The sequence below is a fragment of the Microcoleus sp. CAWBG58 genome (assembly GCF_020883045.1).
Taxonomy (GTDB): domain Bacteria; phylum Cyanobacteriota; class Cyanobacteriia; order Cyanobacteriales; family Microcoleaceae; genus Microcoleus.
Genome location: NZ_JAHRFA010000010.1, coordinates 40,462 through 58,602, shown reverse-complemented (window position 1 = coordinate 58,602; position 18,141 = coordinate 40,462). Strand labels below are relative to the sequence as shown.

18 protein-coding genes and 2 pseudogenes are annotated in these 18,141 nt (G+C 45.9%); 8 read left to right on the top strand and 12 right to left on the bottom strand.

What is annotated here, in order from left to right; translation table 11 throughout:
- Positions 1–100 precede the first annotated feature (100 nt).
- Positions 101–937 (bottom strand): PHP domain-containing protein, encoded by an 837-nt coding sequence (locus tag QZ918_RS06395; protein WP_293332524.1) that lies wholly within the window; start codon positions 935–937, stop codon positions 101–103.
- Positions 938–1,020: 83 nt separating this feature from the next.
- A complete protein-coding gene (locus tag QZ918_RS06390; RefSeq protein ID WP_293149526.1) occupies positions 1,021–1,191 on the bottom strand; it encodes a hypothetical protein in 171 nt (56 codons plus the stop codon).
- 63 nt (positions 1,192–1,254) lie between these two features.
- On the opposite strand from QZ918_RS06390, the gene QZ918_RS06385 reads away from it, so the two are divergent.
- Entirely contained in the window at positions 1,255–1,599 is a 345-nt protein-coding gene (locus QZ918_RS06385) for a hypothetical protein (protein ID WP_293332521.1), read from the top strand.
- A gap of 109 nt (positions 1,600–1,708) precedes the next feature.
- On the opposite strand, the gene QZ918_RS06380 is transcribed toward QZ918_RS06385, so the two are convergent.
- Positions 1,709–2,164, bottom strand: a complete 456-nt coding sequence (locus QZ918_RS06380) for a tetratricopeptide repeat protein (RefSeq protein WP_293332518.1) — start codon at positions 2,162–2,164, stop codon at positions 1,709–1,711.
- Positions 2,165–2,279: 115 nt separating this feature from the next.
- Between QZ918_RS06380 and QZ918_RS06375 the strand changes: the two genes are divergently transcribed.
- Complete coding sequence (locus tag QZ918_RS06375) at positions 2,280–2,654, top strand: VOC family protein (RefSeq protein ID WP_293149520.1); 375 nt, start codon at positions 2,280–2,282, stop codon at positions 2,652–2,654.
- Positions 2,655–2,847: 193 nt separating this feature from the next.
- Here the strand turns inward: QZ918_RS06375 and QZ918_RS06370 are convergent, their stop codons facing one another.
- Both QZ918_RS06370 and QZ918_RS06365 read right to left on the bottom strand, forming a co-directional pair.
- Positions 2,848–3,108 carry a hypothetical protein gene (locus tag QZ918_RS06370; RefSeq protein WP_367275267.1) on the bottom strand — a complete coding sequence of 87 codons (261 nt, stop codon included), beginning with the start codon at positions 3,106–3,108 and terminating at the stop codon, positions 2,848–2,850.
- Positions 3,109–3,180: 72 nt separating this feature from the next.
- Positions 3,181–3,852 (bottom strand): phosphoribosyltransferase, encoded by a 672-nt coding sequence (locus tag QZ918_RS06365; RefSeq protein ID WP_293332512.1) that lies wholly within the window; start codon positions 3,850–3,852, stop codon positions 3,181–3,183.
- Positions 3,853–4,037: 185 nt separating this feature from the next.
- Between QZ918_RS06365 and QZ918_RS06360 the strand changes: the two genes are divergently transcribed.
- Positions 4,038–4,724 (top strand): uracil-DNA glycosylase, encoded by a 687-nt coding sequence (locus QZ918_RS06360; RefSeq protein WP_293332509.1) that lies wholly within the window; start codon positions 4,038–4,040, stop codon positions 4,722–4,724.
- A gap of 204 nt (positions 4,725–4,928) precedes the next feature.
- On the opposite strand, the gene QZ918_RS06355 is transcribed toward QZ918_RS06360, so the two are convergent.
- Positions 4,929–5,486 carry a hypothetical protein gene (locus QZ918_RS06355; protein ID WP_293332506.1) on the bottom strand — a complete coding sequence of 186 codons (558 nt, stop codon included), beginning with the start codon at positions 5,484–5,486 and terminating at the stop codon, positions 4,929–4,931.
- A gap of 56 nt (positions 5,487–5,542) precedes the next feature.
- On the opposite strand from QZ918_RS06355, the gene QZ918_RS06350 reads away from it, so the two are divergent.
- Both QZ918_RS06350 and QZ918_RS06345 read left to right on the top strand, forming a co-directional pair.
- Entirely contained in the window at positions 5,543–5,923 is a 381-nt protein-coding gene (locus tag QZ918_RS06350; RefSeq protein ID WP_367275265.1) for a DUF433 domain-containing protein, read from the top strand.
- Positions 5,920–6,315, top strand: coding sequence for an ACP S-malonyltransferase (locus QZ918_RS06345; RefSeq protein ID WP_293332503.1), 396 nt, complete (start codon positions 5,920–5,922; stop codon positions 6,313–6,315). The genes QZ918_RS06350 and QZ918_RS06345 overlap by 4 nt, the downstream gene beginning before the upstream one ends.
- An 84-nt stretch (positions 6,316–6,399) precedes the next feature.
- On the opposite strand, the gene pyrF is transcribed toward QZ918_RS06345, so the two are convergent.
- Positions 6,400–7,113 carry an orotidine-5'-phosphate decarboxylase gene (gene pyrF, locus QZ918_RS06340; RefSeq protein ID WP_293332500.1) on the bottom strand — a complete coding sequence of 238 codons (714 nt, stop codon included), beginning with the start codon at positions 7,111–7,113 and terminating at the stop codon, positions 6,400–6,402.
- A gap of 230 nt (positions 7,114–7,343) precedes the next feature.
- Positions 7,344–8,576, bottom strand: coding sequence for a tyrosine--tRNA ligase (gene tyrS / locus QZ918_RS06335; RefSeq protein ID WP_293332680.1), 1,233 nt, complete (start codon positions 8,574–8,576; stop codon positions 7,344–7,346).
- Between the two features lie 320 nt (positions 8,577–8,896).
- On the opposite strand from tyrS, the gene QZ918_RS06330 reads away from it, so the two are divergent.
- Positions 8,897–10,816, top strand: a complete 1,920-nt coding sequence (locus QZ918_RS06330) for a transglycosylase domain-containing protein (protein ID WP_293332498.1) — start codon at positions 8,897–8,899, stop codon at positions 10,814–10,816.
- Between the two features lie 13 nt (positions 10,817–10,829).
- On the opposite strand, the gene QZ918_RS06325 is transcribed toward QZ918_RS06330, so the two are convergent.
- A complete protein-coding gene (locus QZ918_RS06325; protein ID WP_293332495.1) occupies positions 10,830–12,263 on the bottom strand; it encodes an RNA-guided endonuclease InsQ/TnpB family protein in 1,434 nt (477 codons plus the stop codon).
- Between the two features lie 16 nt (positions 12,264–12,279).
- Between QZ918_RS06325 and QZ918_RS06320 the strand changes: the two are divergent.
- Positions 12,280–12,423, top strand: a pseudogene (locus QZ918_RS06320) (transposase); the annotation flags it as partial.
- Between the two features lie 191 nt (positions 12,424–12,614).
- Here the strand turns inward: QZ918_RS06320 and QZ918_RS06315 are convergent.
- From QZ918_RS06315 to QZ918_RS06305, 3 genes are all read right to left on the bottom strand, one after another.
- Entirely contained in the window at positions 12,615–12,938 is a 324-nt protein-coding gene (locus tag QZ918_RS06315; RefSeq protein ID WP_293152924.1) for a DUF1825 family protein, read from the bottom strand.
- Positions 12,939–13,200: 262 nt separating this feature from the next.
- Positions 13,201–13,794, bottom strand: a complete 594-nt coding sequence (gene lepB / locus QZ918_RS06310; RefSeq protein WP_293332492.1) for a signal peptidase I — start codon at positions 13,792–13,794, stop codon at positions 13,201–13,203.
- A 504-nt stretch (positions 13,795–14,298) separates the two neighbouring features.
- Positions 14,299–16,776 carry an ATP-dependent Clp protease ATP-binding subunit gene (locus tag QZ918_RS06305; protein ID WP_293332489.1) on the bottom strand — a complete coding sequence of 826 codons (2,478 nt, stop codon included), beginning with the start codon at positions 16,774–16,776 and terminating at the stop codon, positions 14,299–14,301.
- Between the two features lie 718 nt (positions 16,777–17,494).
- Between QZ918_RS06305 and QZ918_RS33235 the strand changes: the two are divergent.
- A pseudogene (locus QZ918_RS33235) lies at positions 17,495–17,737 on the top strand (IS4 family transposase); the annotation flags it as partial.
- Positions 17,738–18,141: the final 404 nt, after the last annotated feature.

Genomic DNA, 18,141 nt, shown 5'->3' with positions numbered 1-18,141 from the left:
GTTAATTTTGATTTTTATTAGTAGTAGGGTGCGTCAGAATGACTTGATTATTTCGATTTACTCTGCTCTCAACTGACGCACCCTACAGTAACTACAGTTATTATTTTAAACTCGCCGCAGCAACTTTAATCGGTTCTAGCAATTCTAACGGTATATGCAGCATATTCAAGTGAGTAGTTTCAACACCTTTTCTTTCATTTCTTTCTACTTCGGGGCCGTGATAATCGCTGCCACCTGTCATCAGCAAACCGCGATCGAGGCACAATTGTTTTAACTTATGAATTTGGCTGGAACTGTGGCTGGGATGGTATACTTCAACTCCCATTAAACCAGCATCTACTAATTCTTTCAAGACTTCCTCAACCGCGCCGCCACGAAACAAATAAGGGTGAGCCCATACCGGAACTGCACCGCAACTCTTGAGTAAATCGATGCCTTCTGCGATCGAGAATTTCTCGTAATGCACGTAGGCGGGGCCGTCATCTCCCAGCCACCTGTCGAAGGCTTCCCGCGATGATTTGGCGTAACCTGCTTGTACCAGCGCGCTAGCAATGTGAGGCCTTCCCGGTGCCATTCCCGGGGATGTGGCTGGAAGTTCGATCGCGTATCCCATTGCTGCTAATTTGTCTACCATTTCCTGCGATCGCCGAAACCGTCCTTCCAGGCGATCGTTCAAAGGAGCTCGCAGCTTGTTGGCATCGGGATAAAAACCTAAAATATGCAGCGATCGACCGTTATGTACCGTACTCAGTTCCAGTCCGGGTACTATTTCAATATCGTACAAGCTAGCGGCGGCGAAGGCTTCGTCCCAGCCTGACATCGTATCGTGATCCGTGATGGCTAAAGCCCTAACTCCTGAGGCAGCGGCGGCTGCTACGAGTTGGCTGGGGGTGAGAGTACCGTCGGAGTAAGTTGTATGGCAGTGAAGCTCTAGCATATTGACCTGATTAATTATCGATCGACTTTGCAAACTGTACTGAAACTCACCCCCTGAGCAAGTATAACCTTAGTCCTGGATTCCTAACTATGGGTTCCAGCTTCGCCCTTGTGCCACTTGGCGAATTGGCTGAATTTAGCGTCTGTTGCTTGTACGCAGAAACAGACTCTTAAGTTATACAGCACAAAAGGTTGAGTGCGATCGCCCGTCATCCGCGATCGAGCGAAAAAGTGTGTAGGTAGGGATAGTGGCATTTTGCGAGCACCCTGACTCAGGGATTTTTTCTAAAGTAACAACATGACATTCAGGAAAAACATATGAAATCTACTCTTTGCTTCCCCGAAACTTCCGTACACTCTCAAAAAATTAATTCCAACAATCATGGGATGAATTCTCACAGTAACATCGACTATTGTATCGCTGCTGCTTGGATCGACTTAGTAGGAGGAGATTACAGCAGTTTGGGAGGAGATGATTGGCTGGCTGTATGCGGCGATATTGATGAAGGCGAAATTTATCGCGAATGGTTTATGTGGCAAGACAGCGAAGTAACTCAAGAATGGGAAGCTTACGATCCAATTACTAATTATCGACACGTTGCTTGTAGCCGAGAAATGTTGATTGCTCAAATTGACAGAATCGAAGATACAAGACTATTTTAAAAATCATAACTAATATTTAAATTTGATTGGCACCAAACGTAAATTCAGCTTGCCTTCTCTGATTCCCGACTTCTTAAAAAAGCCGGGAATTTCGTTATTATTTTTTGATTTATTTTTGCTTCTCCCGTTCTAACTTGCGCTGCTTCAACGCTGCCAGGTTTTGTTTGATGCTGTCGATCGCACTTCCATTACCCTGCTCTTGGTATAATTCGCTAGCACGGATCAAATCTGCAACAGCCTCGCCATCCGATCGCAAATTCGCAAAAATCAAACCGCGATTGTGGTAAGCTTCAGCCAAGCCAGAAATTTGTGCTAAAGCGCTAGTAAATTTATCTTGAGCTTTGCGGTACTTTCCCGACTGATAAGCCTCAATTCCAGCTTGGAAATAAGCGGCAGCTTTCCTACCGCTGTCTGTATCGGGAAATTCTGGCGAGTTTAAAATAGGTTCTTTAAACAGTACAGAAATACTGCCCTTACCAGAGTAAGCCCAAGTCATTGTTCCCATGCCAATCCCCAGGGCAGCCACAACAATCACAGACAGAGCAATAAAATTGGTGAGTTCCATAGAGAAATATTTGTTGTATTAGAATATGATAATCTAGTTTAGGATTTTCGCCACAGCCATTAGTCACATACCAATGATTGAACACAATTCCCCCAATTCCCCATTATAAATTTATATGAGTTTCCAATACAGCGCCGCCTTCGTGACTTTAGCAGACATTGACAAAGAAGTTCTCGTTAAATTTTACACAAAATTTCTCGACCTAGAACCAAACCCCTATATTCCGAATACCTATGCTGAATTTCAACTCCCCGGCTTAAGACTCGGCATATTCAAACCCAAAGACTCCCACAAATCGGAATTTGCAAATCGGGCAAAAACAGGCATGAGTTTGTGTTTAGAAGTCAGCGACATCGAAACTGCGATCGCCCGAATCTGGGCCTTAGGATATCCGCCCGCCGGAGAAATTATTAAAGCTTCTCACGGCTTAGAAATCTATGCCTTCGATCCAGCCGGAAATCGCCTAATTTTACATCAATCGAATCAGTAGATAAGAGTTAATGATTTGCAATCTCAAATCCCCTCCTCATCGGCATGATTCATCTCTCTACTCTCTTCCTCTGTGTCCTCTGCGGCCTCTGCGGTTCAATCATTCCGGTACAGCCGGATTTGCTATCAACCATCGAGTTCCTCTTCCTCAGTGGAACAAGCATCCAGCCTGTGGTTTGTTCAAAACCCCTCAACTATCTAATCAATTCAGCAAAACTATAAAAACTGATAATTAACAACAACAATGCAGTCAAATGAGTTAACTGAAATTGAGGCCGCGGCCCCATAGATTCCCGCACCAAAATCGAAAAAGACGAACCAATGATATAACTCAAAGACAGAGTTAAATACTGCCACTGCAACGTTACACCCCACAGCCCGAGAAAAATCATCGCCAAAGTCAACATCACCAACTCAACAAAGCGAGGCGGATTTTGCTGGCTAGACAGAATCACAGTGTTCAACCAATATTCCCAACTTCTCATGTTTTAACGATCGAGCTTTTGGATGTAGCCTTCTAGCTTAACCTACGATCGCCATTCAATCTGTCGCTGCAAACACAGCAAAGCCTCCGCCGTCTCCACCTGCGGAAACTGGGCGTAAAATCGGCTGACACTGTAAAAAGGATGAGGAGTCTCCAGAATAATCGACTTATCGGCGATTTCGGCCAAAAATCCCATCAACTCTGGCGGGGCGACGGGCGCGCAAATCCACAAAGCAGCCGGTTGCTGCAAATGCAAAGCCTGCGCCGCCACAGCCACCGTCATCCCCGTCGCAATCCCATCGTCCACCAAAATCGCCAATGACCCCGCCGCGCTGACATTGGGCCGTCCCGAAGCCAAATCTGCCAACAGAGATTGAGCGCTATTTTCAGCCTGCTGGAGTGCTGATTTTTGCAAGCGTAAATTTTGCTGAGTTTGCTTTTGCCAGATAACCTCGCCGTCAGCAGTTGCAGCCCCGATCGCCAATTCCAAATTATCTGGGCGAGTAATTTTTTTTGCAACTACTACATCCAAAGCACAGCCCAGGCGGCGCGCAATCGGTACAGCAACCGGCAAACCCCCGCGCGGCAAGGCGTAAACAATCGGTTTAATAGTATCCTGTGTTGTTAAATTCAACTGGCAGAGCTCGTCTGCAACTGCCTCGGCCAGTTTTTCGCCTGCATCGGCGCGATCGTCAAAAAACGGAATAGACAACATATTCCTGCCTGTAAGAGCCAACCCGATCTAAACTATAAACTCTAGCTTCCGAAAAATCTCCCTCATCTTTAGCAGTTGACAATTGACAGCAGACAATTACAGCAAAACCTAGATCTGATTTTCGCTATCAACTGTCAACTGCCAACTGTCAACTATCAACTGTCAACTGTCAACTGTTTAAACATATGTCCAGCGACTTGCAACTCAGCCTGTTTGATAGCAATCAAAGTGCCGCTTTCCAAAACGACTCAATCCCAGCAAATGCCAAAATTCCCATTCCCGCCGGCACCTATCAAAACATGGAACAAATCGGCGAACACTGCAACCGCTGTCACCGCTGCGAATTGGGAAATACCCGCACTCACGCCGTCATCGGGCGCGGCAATCCTCAAGCCTCGATTTTGATTGTGGGAGAAGCGCCCGGACAAAATGAAGATGAAACCGGATTACCCTTCGTCGGGCGATCGGGTCAACTGTTAGATAAGATTTTAGAATCCGTAGAATTGAGCACAGAAACCGACGTATTCATAGCCAACGTCATCAAATGTCGCCCACCCAACAACCGCCCTCCCACAGCCAAAGAAATCGAAGCTTGCAAACCATACTTGCTCGAACAAATTCGCATCTTAGACCCCAAAATCATTTTATTAACTGGTGCAACAGCCCTGAAAGGTTTGTTAAGCGATAAGCGACCAATTAGTAAAATCCGAGGTCAATGGATTGAATGGGAAGGACGTTTGTGTATGCCAATTTTTCACCCATCCTACTTGTTGCGAAATCCCTCCCGCGAACCCGAGACACCAAAATGGTTTATGTGGCAAGATATGCAGACAGTAAAAGCCAAATTGGATGAATTCAAAGCAGTAAGTTAATCGTTAACTATATTATCTTAGCTGAATTACCCGCAATAAAAACGGTTCGTAGTGAGGACTTTAGTCCGCATCCATGACTCTTGACTCGCACCCCTCATTACGAACTAATATTATTATGGTCGTTCTCTTTAGATAGACAATAAAGGTATCATGTGTTTTTGGGTTTTCTGTGCGCCTGCCTAAAGTTTTAGCCATTTACACTTCTCATTTTGCACGACAATCTCGCAACCACAAACGAATCGCCTCAGCAATTGCGCTTTTCTCGTCCTCTAGTTGCAACAACGGACGAACATCCGCCATTGTACCAAACCGAGAAACAATTTTTACCAATTCCCACCCCTTCTCAGTTTTAGTTAAAAACAGCCAGTGATATTGCTGAATCTCGACTCGTTTTCCTCCGCGATACTGCGTTTCCAAAGTAGTAATAAAAACTTGACTGGCATTTTCAGGAAGTGGTTCTTCAAAATTTAAAGGTAGCGGTTCAAACTCCGGGCGACCTGCTAAAATTATTTGACGCGGTACGTAACCGGGCGGTGTGTTAGTGTTAGGAGCAAAGCCCGATCGCACAATTACGCGGTTAGCATAACTCGGCAAATCTGGCAACAGGCGATCGACTAAAGCTTCCAAATCAGCCGGACAGGGCGATCGGGCTAACAAACTGTACCGACTTGCATAATTTGCGGCAGGATTAACCGCAAGAGTCGGCGCAGCCAAAACCAGGGCGATCGTATGGTAAATTTGCTCAAAGATTGCTAGAAACACGACATTACAAATTTGTGAGGTATAATAGAATTATTTCTTAGATTGTTTCAAAGACTATGGATATAGTTTCAGTATCCAACAATCAACAAAATATCATCCGTACAGAGCGCGGACTAACAATTTCTGGTACGCGCATCACCCTCTATGATGTAATGGACTACTTGAGGGCTCAGTATCCCCCAAAGTTTATCCGTGGCTTATTTGACTTAACAGAAGATCAGATTAACATTGCCATATCATACATTGAGGCAAATCGTGCAGAAGTTGAAACAGAATATCAACTTGTTTTAAGGGAAGCTAAGGAAATTCAGCATTACTGGGAAGAGCGCAATCGAGAACATTCTGCCCGCGTTGCAGCGATGCCACCTAAACCTGGTACAGAGGCTCTTTGGGCAAAACTTCGAGAGCAAAAAGCCAAACACGAACTAGAAGCATGAATTTTCTAATAGATCACAATCTGGGAGGTCATGCAGAGATTTTATTGGGCAATATAGCAAGTCAAGGCTGGTTAAATCTACTATCAATTCGTTTTGTAACTTTCAAGCAGATGAATTTGTCGATCGACAGTAACGATCGAGTTGTTTGGAGACTTGCTCAAGAAAATCAGATGATTTTGCTTACAGCTAACCGCAGCATAAAGGGTGAAGACTCTTTAGAACAGGTAATCCGAGAAGAAAATACAGTGGATTCCCTACCTGTGATTACGATTGGAGATGCCGATCGATTTTTAGCCGATCGAGTCTATCGAAATCGTTGTGTTGACCGCATTCTCGAAATCTTGCTGGATATCGAAACCTGGATGGGTGTTGGTCGTCTTTTTGTTCCGTAATCTTGTTGTTCCGTTTAGTCCGCGCAGGCCGACTTCGTTTGTTTAGAAGCGGTTTCAACCGCCGAATTATCAAGGTGTAACTTATCAAATCTCTTCACAAATGCGCGCAAAAGCCGCCACCGGATCGTCGGAAGCCGTAATCGGCCGCCCAATCACCAAATAATCAGCACCAGCTTTGAAAGCAGCCTTCGGAGTCATCGAGCGTTTTTGATCGCCCCCCTCGGCCCATTTTGGACGTACCCCCGGACAAACTAATAAAAAATCATCGCCGCAACTCATCCGCAACTGTTCGACTTCTTGCGGAGAACAAACAGCACCAGCTAAACCTGTTTCCTTCGCTAAAAGAGCCATGTGCAAAGCATATTCCGGCAACTCTAAAGGTATTTTCAACTCAAAAGCTAACTGTCTGGAATTCAAACTCGTTAACAGAGTAATTGCAATCAATTTAGTAGTTGGTTTATCCGTCGCCGCCCCTTCTACTAAAGCTGACTGTGCCGCTTTCAAAGCATCTTTACCACAAGTAGAATGGATGGTCAATAAATCGACATTATACTTAGCAGCAGCCCGACAAGCACCCGCCACAGTATTCGGGATATCGTGAAATTTCAAATCTAGAAAAATCCGTTTTTCCCTCTCTTTGAGAATCTCGATAATTGCCGGCCCGCAGCTAACGAATAGCTCTAAACCGACTTTCCAAAATGATACATTGGGGAGTTGGTCGATCAGGGCGATCGCACTTTCCTGACTCGAAACATCCAAAGCAACAATAATTTTATCTGCGATCGTAGTCTTGTTCATAGTAAGAACTTTATATAGATTGGTTTCAAAACGTCAGATGTAGTCACAGACTGCTGTTTGGTTTTCGGGTCTAGATCCCCCCTAACCCCCCTTAAGAAGGGGGGGACAAGAGTATTCTCAAAGTCCCCCTTTTTAAGGGGGATTTAGGGGGATCTGGCCTCGGAGAAAAGCGAGATTTATCAAGGGTTCTACACTTAAGTTGACATCAATGGCGGTTAACAAATCCCAACTCAATCCACTAAACGCACAAACTTATTTTTCCCAACCTGCAAAACCTTACCGGCCAATTCAGCAGAAGATTCAAAAGTTAGATTAACATCAGAAACTTTGTCGCCCTCCAACTTCACTCCGCCGCCCTGCATCAACTTCCGCGCGTCGCCGCTGCTTTTACAAAGCCCGCTAGCACTCAGAATATAAAACAACTTGGCCGGAAACTGCACGCTTGCCAAAGAAAACTCCGCTACAGCATCAGCTTGTCCCGCTGCACCTTTCACCAATGCCATTGCATCTTGTTGTGCCCGATCGCCTGCTTCCGAACCATAATATTGACTTACCACATCCACAGCCAAAAGTTTCTGTTTTTCGCGCGGATTTTCTGGCAGTGCATCCAGCGGCAAATCTGTCAATAGCTCGAAATACTGGGCGATCGAGCGATCGGCAATTTTCTCCAACTTAGAATACATCGTCAGCGGATCTTCCGACAAACCGACATAATTGTTCAAAGACTTCGACATCTTCTGCACGCCGTCAGTCCCGATCAAAATCGGCATCAGCAAACCAAACTGCGGTTTCATCCCAAAATGCCGCTGCAAATCTCTTCCCACCGCAATATTAAACTTTTGGTCGGTTCCGCCCAACTCCACATCGGCTTCCAAGACTACTGAATCGTAACCCTGCATTACTGGATACAGAAACTCGTGCAGAAAAATCGCATTTTCCTGCTGCATCCTGTTATCAAATCCCTCTTTAGCGAGCATCTGCTGCACCGTCATCGTGCCTAGCAATTCCAAAATCTTCGCCATGTCCAATTTTGACAACCACTCGGAGTTATAGCGAATTTCCAAACGTCCGGGCGTGTCAAAATCTAGAATCGGACGCACTTGGTCTAAATAAGTCTTAGCATTTTCCGCCACTTGTTCGGGAGTCAACTGAGCGCGCGTCTCCGATTTCCCTGTCGGATCGCCAATTCTTGCGGTAAAATCTCCGATGACCAGTACCGCCGTGTGGCCTGCATCCTGAAAAGCTCGCAGCTTGCGGAAGCAAATGCTGTGTCCCAAGTGAATGTCCGCCCCCGTGGCGTCGATTCCCAGTTTGACTCGCAAAGGTCGATCGACTTTTGCCAGCAGTTGGGCCAGATTTTCGTCAGGGTTGCTAGAATCAGGTCGATCGGGAAAAATCTCGCTGATGCCGCGGTAAATTCCAGAAAAGTTAGGAGAAATCATAAAAGAGCGATCGTCCATCATTATATTTTGCAAAAGTGCAGCAGAATTAGTTACACTCACTGATTGACACATAAACACACAACTATCAAGCTACTATAATCCCAAAGCTGACCAGCTTTTATTAGCAAACCCATCCAGAAACGGATACCAGCCCCGACAAGAGTCGCGGACATCCCACAATTTTAGACTAAGGTTCAAACTCCTAAATTTATCTTTGGAGTAGATCTAAAATCTAAAATCTAAAATCTAAAATCTAAATATCGATCTACTGACAGCCTCCAGCCTTGCCATCTAAAATTAAAAGTCTTCAACCCCAAATCGAGTGAGGAAGTGAAATCCACGTGTCAACCAACGCAGTCCGCAAAAATACGGAAAACCCAGCCCCTGTATTCGAGTTTGTTCAGTCAGTCAGCAAAGTGACCGCCGGAACCATACTCAGCATGACCATGCTTGCCAGTTCCGTAGTCGCCGGCGGACTGGTTGGCTTAGCAATCAGCTTCCGCAATTTGCCAGATGTTCGCATCTTGCAAACCTACTCTCCTACAGAAACCACCCACATTTACGACATCAACGGCCGGCCCCTAGCCAGCATCCACGACGAAGCTAACCGGGATGTCGTACCCCTTGACAAAATCTCCCCGAACCTGAAACGGGCTGTTCTGGCGATCGAAGATAGTAGCTTTTTCACCCACAAAGGCATCAACCCCGGCGGGATAGCAAGAGCCTTCATGGCAAACCTAGAAAAAGGTAGAACCGTTGAAGGAGGTTCGACTATGACTATGCAATTAGTCAAAAACCTGTTTCTATCTCCCCAATCTAAACTCAGTCGCAAAGTAGCTGAAGCGGTAATGTCTATCCGCTTGGAGCAAATTCTCAACAAAGACCAGATTATGCAACTGTACCTAAATCAAATCTATTTAGGTCACAACTTGTACGGCGTAGAGACAGCTTCTCGAAGCTATTTCAACAAGTCAGCCGAGAATTTGAGCCTTGCAGAATCAGCGATGCTGGCCGGCTTAATTTCCGCCCCCGAAGAATACAGTCCTTTCGTCAACTACAAGTTGGCAAAAGAACGGCAGGAAATCGTTTTAACCCGGATGAGGGAACTCAAATGGATTACCATAGCAGAAGAAGCAAGCGCCCGAGCGCAAAAAATTAAGCTAGGCAAAATCACTTCTTTTGGCGGATCTCAAGTTCCTTACGTCACACAAGCCGTAGTCCAGGAGTTGACACGGCGTTTTGGGCGAGATGCCGTGGTTAAGGGTGGAATGCGCGTTCAAACTACGATCGACCTCAAACTACAGCGCATCGCCGAAGAAACCGTCAAAGGATGGCACGATCGACTTTACTATCAAGGACTTTTTTACGATCGCGACCAAGGTCAAATTGCCCTAGCAGCCGTCGATCCCCGCACCCACTTCGTCAAAGCCATGGTTGGTGGCGTCGATTACCAAAAGAGCGAGTTCAACCGCGCCATTCAAGCACGCCGCCAGCCCGGATCTGCCTTTAAGCCTTTCGTCTACTACGCTGCTTTTGCTACAGGCAAATACGGCGCCGATTCGGTTGTCTACGACTCCCCCGTTGGCTATCGAGACGGCGACGGCTACTACTACCCTCAAAACTACGGCGGCGGCTTCTCCGGTGCCGTCAGCATCCGCAGAGCATTAGAAGTATCGCTAAACATTCCCGTCGTCAAGCTCGGCCAAGAAATCGGATTAAATAAAGTAATCGAGATTTGTCGCGTCCTCGGCATCAGAAGTCCCATGGAACCCGTAATTTCTTTACCATTGGGTGCAGTTGACCTCACTCCTTTAGAAATGGCCGGAGCTTTTGCTACCTTCGCCAACAACGGCTGGCATTCTGATACCACATTTATTGTGCAAGTCACCGACAGCAGCGGCAACGTCTTGCTTGACAACACGCCCAAACCCAAATTAGTTCTCAACCCCTGGGCTGCGGCATCTGTCAACAGCGCCCTAGAAGGAGTAATTTACAACGGTACTGCCAAAGCTGCCCAAATTGGGAGGCCCGCTGCTGGGAAAACTGGCACAACCTCCTCAGAAAGGGATATCTGGTTTGTGGGTTACGTGCCGCAGTTGTCGGTGGCTGTTTGGATAGGCAATGACGATTACACACCGATGAGCTACGGTGCTACTGGCGGTACTATCGTTGCCCCTGTTTGGCGCGATTTTATGAGCCAAGCTTTGCAGGGCGTTCCTGAAGAAGATTTCAAACCTGCTTCATCTTTTGAACGACCGTGAACGAACCTGACGGTCAACTGAGTACAGTTAGACCGCAGGCTTCTTTTTCCTTTTTTGCAAAGGCTTTTTTGAGTGACGGAGTTCCCCCGCCACTTTGATAGCTCAGACCAATTTTCTTGATAAGTTTGGCTGAATTTTCATCTCGATCCAAAGACTCACCGCACTGACAAGAATGCCATCTTTTCGATAACTCTTTTGGTACTTTATTGAGGCAATTCCAACAATACTGAGAAGTTCCCTTCGGCTCGACAAACAAAAGATTTTTACCCAATTTCCAGGCAACATACTTGAGAACATTAGCAAACTGACCGTGAGCAGCATCAAGCATTGATTTATTCAAGCCGCTTTTGGCAGATTGACCGTTTGGCAAATAAACTAAATTACCATTGTCGATCTCGGTTTTAGTTTTAGCGCGTCTTGTCAAATTCTTGATACTCAAATCTTCAGCCACCAAAACATCGCATTTACGAAACAATTCATGTGCCGTCTTGAATTGAAAATCAAGTCTCGCTCTAGCTACAAATTGATGCAGTCTAGAAATCTTGCTTTTTATAACTTGCCAAGGTTTAGAACCCTTGACTCTACTAGCTAGCTTCGCCTGAAGTTTTGCTAATTTCTCGGCAGATTTCCTCAAGAATCTAGGATTTTCAATTCTTTCGCCATTATAAAGGTAAGCGTAATTAGTAATTCCCAAGTCAATACCAAGAGTGTTTTCATCAGTCGGTTGAATTTCTGCAACCGGCACGGGAACCGTCTTATCTTCTAGCGTCAGGGAAATATACCACCCGTCCGCTTCTCTAATAACTGTCCCCGTCTTAACCTTTAATCCTGTTGGTATCGGATGATGGAATGCCATCGGTATTTGACCTATTTTGGCAAGGTTAATGCAAATCCTATTTTGCTCATCCTTGGCGATATCTAAATTATCTAATTGAGGATAAGTAAAAGATTTGTAGTAGTGAAATCCTTTAAATCGGGGCTTGCCTCTACGATTGCCATTTTTGTCGGGTGTGGTGAAATTTGAAAAGGAAGTTTCCACTCGGTTAATCACATCCTGCAAAACTTGAGAATTCAAAGTTTTGTAATCAGGAAATAGCTTTTTAGTATTTTTTAGATCGGCTAACTGGATGGTTTGCCACTGCACGTATCCGCCTTCAATATTCGAGAAAACATCACCTTTCCTGGTCAAAGGATTGCCTGATTCATCTTTCTTTCTGCCATCTCTAGTTTGCACTCTAGTCAGAGGAATATTTTGGTAAATTTCCTCAACAGGCACTATGGAAGCAATTAAAGGGCAGGCATTGACAGGCGTTCTTGTGGACTCCCACCATCTGAATCTTTCACTCAATCGGTAGTTGTACTGCCGGCGACAAAGCTCTAGATGAGTCGAAATTGTTGCTAGTTGGGCTTTCGTAGATTTGAGGCGGTATTTGTACGTCAGTTGCATGAAAACTTCCTTTTTTTCGACCTTCCCACAGTATAGAGTGAATGAGTTTTATCGTAAAGATGTTTTGTGGAGCAGTTCGTATTTTATTGCTTCTTGCCGAGGTGTTACCGTCTCCATACTTAGGAAGTATATTGAGAATCAAGACTCTCCCAAAGATTGATTTGCGGTAACTGAGTCTAATTGTCGGGCTGGTGTTCCTCCGACCGACGAGCCTTTCATCCCTACGGTAATTTAGTCGGGGTACGGAGCGTAGCAATTGAGATTCATCCCCTCTAAATACACCGAGGGACTTCCCGGCTGCTAGTTAATTATCAGTTGACAGTTGACAGTTGATAGTTGTCAACTGTCAACTTATGATTGTTTTTCCAGTTCAGATTTCATCCTCTCCAGCGTTGAGTTCATTTGCTCAAACATCTGCTGGGGCGTAATCCCAAATTGATTGAGCTGTGTTTTTAACTGCTCTACAGTCATCTGAGCCATGAAGTCTTCAGACAGCTCGAAGCGCTTCATAAAAATACGGTAGCGCTCCATCATTGATTCCATCTGAGCGATGAACATTTTCTTGCCTTCGCGATCGAATTTGCCGTAATTCCCGCCTAGTGCGACGAGAGATTGATAATCTTCAAACAACAGCTTAGCTTCTTGCTGAACAATTTCTGAGTCAAAAAATCCCATAGCTTTCCTAATTTTTTAATTTTGAACTAATTTTCATGTAAGCGGGAACTCCCGCTGCTTATTACACTATTTTATCAGTTGGTGGAGGAAGTCCCTACCCTTCAAGGCGTAACAATTAGTAGCAATGTCCGTACAGCATAAGGCATGGGCATGGGCATGGGGCATGGGGCCGAAAAGCATTGGGCTGGCGATAACAACTGACAACTGACAACTGACAACTGACAACTGACAACTGTCAACTGTCAACTGTCAACTGACTTCTTCAAACTTGCCCGATGCGTTCAAGCGGCCAAAACCTCAATACGGCCCGGCCGATGATATTCTTTTTAGGTAAAAATCCCCACCTGCTAGAGTCGTTACTGTTGTTGCGGTTGTCTCCCATCACGAAGTATTGATTTTCCGGGACGACATAAGGCCCCCACTGGTATTTAGGAGGTTCGGCAATATATTTTTCGACGAGGGGTTTGTCGTTGAGGTAAACTAGACCTTTTTTCACAGCTACTTTTTGCCCGGGTAAGCCAATTACCCGCTTGATAAATGCTTGATCTTGGGTAAAGCCTTGTTCTTGCAACTGTTCCGGCGGCACAAATACTACGATGTCACCAGTTTTTGGAGGTTCCAGGTAGTAGGATATTTTTTCGACTACGACGCGATCGCCCACGCGCAGAGTTGGTACCATAGAATCTGAGGGTATGAAGCGCGGTTCCGCCACCAACGCTCGAATCGCTATTGCTAAACCCAAAGCAATAATTATGATCTGAAGATTTTCTCGCTGCGACTTCCAGGCTTTTTGCCACCATGTTTCAGGCTGCATTTCTGCTACTTCTGTACCTAAATTCTTTTCTTCAGATGTCATTGAGTCCTCTCTATAATAATTGCCACAAATTATCTAATAAGCTGTTGCGACTTTCAAATTGTCTGTCCAGCAACAATCAAACCATAAGTTGTTAGATTTTGAGCAGCCCTCCGCAGATTCAATTTAAATTCTCTACAGCTTACCTTTGAAATATATCGCTGTTGATTATTAGATTTGAACTGCACAAATTGCAAACTATCTTACAATTATCTGCGGTTTCCCTATTAATCAAAAATAGATTTAATAAGTCAATACGGTTTACTTAAGATCACCCTGAGGGTAAAACCCTATGAGAAATAGATACGGAGATTGCTTTCCTGCGGATCGCTTCGCTAACGTTCCTCGCAATGACCATTTTAAGTAAACCGTATTGTTTAATAAGTCTACTCTTGATATTAACTCATGAAAAAGGCAGAGAATTAATATTCTCTACCTTTTTTATGTAAGGCTTTCGAGTTATTTGCGATCGCCAGATGGGTTATTTCGCAACTTTACTCAACGCACTTACTCAGCGCCTTGGGGCAGCAATTCCCGTTTTTGACCTTGCAGCACCTTGACAACTCCGTCGTCGCCCACATCTACAACAGCGATATCGCCATCTTTGATGCGGCCAGAAAGGATTTCCTCAGCCAAGCTGTCTTCCAACAACCGCATGATCGCGCGGCGCAGGGGCCTGGCTCCGTAGCTGGGGTTATAGCCTTCTTCTACTAGCCGTTCCTTGAATTTTTCGGTTACTTCCAGAGTGATTCCCTGTTCTGTCAAGCGGCCGAACACTTCTTTGAGCATGATAACGGCAATTTCCTTGACTTCTTCCCTGTTCAACTGACGGAAGACGATAATTTCGTCAAGTCGGTTGAGGAATTCTGGACGGAAGTAGTTCTTCAGTTCTTCGTTAACCAAGGAGCGAATGCGGTTGTAATTAGCATCAGCTTGGTTGTCGCCGAACTCGAAACCGAGGCCGCCGCCACCTTTTTCAATGACCTTAGAACCGATGTTGGAGGTCATAATCAGCAGCGTGTTTTTGAAGTCCACGGTGCGACCTTTGGCATCTGTTAAGCGGCCGTCTTCCAATATTTGCAAGAGCATATTGAAGACATCGGGGTGGGCTTTTTCGATTTCGTCGAACAGTACGACGGTATAAGGACGGCGGCGGACTGCTTCTGTGAGTTGGCCGCCTTCGTTGTAACCGACGTACCCTGGTGGAGAACCGATAAGTTTGGAGACGGTGTGACGTTCCATGTATTCGGACATATCCAACCGAATCATGGCGTCTTCGGAACCGAAGAAGTAGCCGGCTAAAGCTTTCGTCAATTCGGTTTTGCCGACGCCTGTGGGCCCGGAGAAGATGAAACTGGCGATCGGGCGATTGGGATTTTTCAAGCCCACGCGAGCGCGGCGGATGGCGCGGGAAACGGCTTTCACTGCTTCTTCTTGGCCGATCAAGCGCTGGTGCAAGGTATCTTCCATGTGCAGCAGTTTTTCGGATTCCGATTCAGTCAGTTTGTTGACCGGTACGCCCGTCCAACTTGCCACAATTTGAGCGATATCTTCTTCGGTAACTACTGGCGATGGATCTGTTTCGCCGCGGGCCGCCGAGTCGGTTTTTTTGGCTTGGGAAATAGCGCGGATTTCGGCTTTGATCGTCATTTCACGATCGCGCAATTCACCTGCTTTGTCAAAGTCTTGAGAACGCACCGCTTCGTCTTTATCCTTCAGGACTTGGCGGAGTTCTTTATCAAGTTCCTTAGCTGCGGGCGGCAGTTGGGAGTTGATCAGGCGGACTCTCGAACCTGCTTCGTCTACCAAGTCAATTGCTTTGTCTGGGAGGAAGCGGTCAGAAATATAGCGGTGAGACAGTTTGGCTGCGGCTTCCAGGGCTGTATCCAAGATTTTCAGCTTGTGGTGCTGTTCGTAGCGTTCCCGCAGGCCGAACAGAATCTCGATCGTCTCGTCTACTGTCGGTTCGCCGACCATCACGGGCTGGAAGCGCCGTTCTAGGGCGGCATCGCGTTCGATGTGCTTGCGGTACTCGTCGAGGGTTGTAGCGCCGATACACTGGAGTTCGCCCCTCGCCAAAGCCGGCTTGAGGATGTTGGCTGCGTCGATCGCGCCTTCAGCCGCACCAGCACCGATCAAAGTGTGCACTTCGTCAATCACCAAAATCACGTTACCCGCCGTGCGGATTTCGTCCATGATTTTTTTGAGGCGTTCTTCAAATTCCCCCCGGTATTTCGTACCGGCGACCAGGAGGCCGATGTCGAGGGTGACGACGCGCTTGTCTTCGAGGATATCTGGGATATCGTTGTTAGCGATGCGTTGGGCCAGACCTTCGGCGATCGCAGTTTTGCCGACTCCGGGTTCGCCAATGAGTACCGGGTTATTTTTAGTACGGCGACCGAGGATTTGAATTACCCGTTCGATTTCTTTTTGCCGTCCGACTACGGGGTCAAGCTTACCATCGACCGCCATTTGAGTCAGGTTGGCACCAAATTCGTCCAGGGTTGGGGTTTTAGTGCGAGCTCCGCCGCCGGTGGCTGCGACTTCTGCCGTTTCTCCCAGCATCCGAATCACTTGGGTGCGGACTTTCGACAAATCTACTCCCAGATTTTCCAGAACTCTGGCCGCGACTCCCTCACCTTCGCGAATCAGGCCCAGCAGCAGGTGCTCAGTGCCGATATAATTGTGTCCGAGTTGGCGAGCTTCTTCGAGGGACAGTTCTAGAACCCGCTTAGCGCGCGGGGTGAACGGAATTTCGACTGCTACGAAGCCCGAACCGCGCCCGATGATTTTTTCGACCTCAATCCGAGCATCTTTGAGGTTAACCCCCATAGATTTGAGGACTTTAGCCGCAACTCCGGTTCCTTCCCCGATCAGACCCAGGAGGATCTGTTCTGTCCCTACGAAGTTGTGACCCAGGCGGCGAGCTTCTTCCTGGGCCAACATGATTACTTTTATTGCTTTTTCTGTGAAGCGTTCAAACATGGTTTATTCCCACCTGCTATGTGCCCGTTTTGAGGTCACGCTCGCACAACGAGCGCTTTTGTTCGAGTGTTAACTCGTAATGCCAATTCTAGCGCGACACTCCCACCGCAAAAGCCGCACTCGGCTGCGGTTGCAGATTCCAGGCTCATGTTGCAGGGTGGCTTTCAACTGGGAAGACCCAAATGGTGGCTGACCTACAACCTCCCCTAGACTGCAAGAAGATTGCTCTTCTCGGCCTGTGCCCAACCTACGACTACGTATTGATGGATTCTAGCACAATGTTTATCATGTGAAGTCTATGAATCCGCTCGGATGCGCTATTTTTTGTTAACTTGAGCTTGCTTTAAACTCTATTCTCATTTTCTCCCGAACAACTTTTAGAGCGCTGCGCGATCGATCGCTATTGTCGAAACACAGACACGCTACATATAGCGTGCCTTCGTAATTCCTGTTAGTTTTTGTTGCAAAGTTATGCGATTTGAACCCATACAAATCAGAGTAATCGAGTACACAATTTAAAATTTAAACGACCCAACAGCAGAAATTAGATATCGTTTAATTACAAGTTTATGGGATACTCAAAAATTTCGTACTAAATTATTGGCTGCCGAATATAGCGGTTCTCAGAAAGATTCGCGGACGTTGTTGGGCTTCAGCCCTCTTTGTCTGGGAGGTTATGTAAGCTGTCAATTATACCTCACCTTTTTGAGAAAGGCTATATCATCAAAGCTGGGAAGTTGAAAATACAATTCATGAATTCAAAGTACATCTGTTATAACGAAAAACTCATGTTCGTTATCAAAGACAAAGAAAAGTAGTGCAATAAATTTATGGTCTATTATTATGACACACCTGTGCGGTCATTAATTCGTCAACAGCGCATAGTGCATAAATTTCCCAATTAAGTCTTTCTTTCACGGTTACATTACGAGTTATTCGTCGTGCTGTTCCAAAAATTTAGCGGTTATAACCACAAGAAATTTGCTTTTTAAAACTTGGTTAAATTTGGAGATACTTGATGCAAGTTTACCGCCAAGAGTCAAGAGAAAAAAACCAAGAGTTGTTAAAAAAAATGTTTCAAGATTTAAATCCAAAAAAGTTAAACACAGAGGTACTGGAATAACAAAGAATCTTTAATATCTGAAAGCCTCCCAAGCCTTAAGTAATCCGTATTGGCCTATGATATGTTGATATTCTACAATATAGATGCACAGCAGCTTAGAATCTGCTATCCAGGATTTCTCTTTTTGTCCTGTTGGGCAGTAGAGCGACTGTTGTGAGGCGATCGCTAAAAAATGTCAAATGGGTTCTATAAATCAAAAGCGATCGCTACCAATGGTGAAAGATTACTCTTTAACTTCTTAG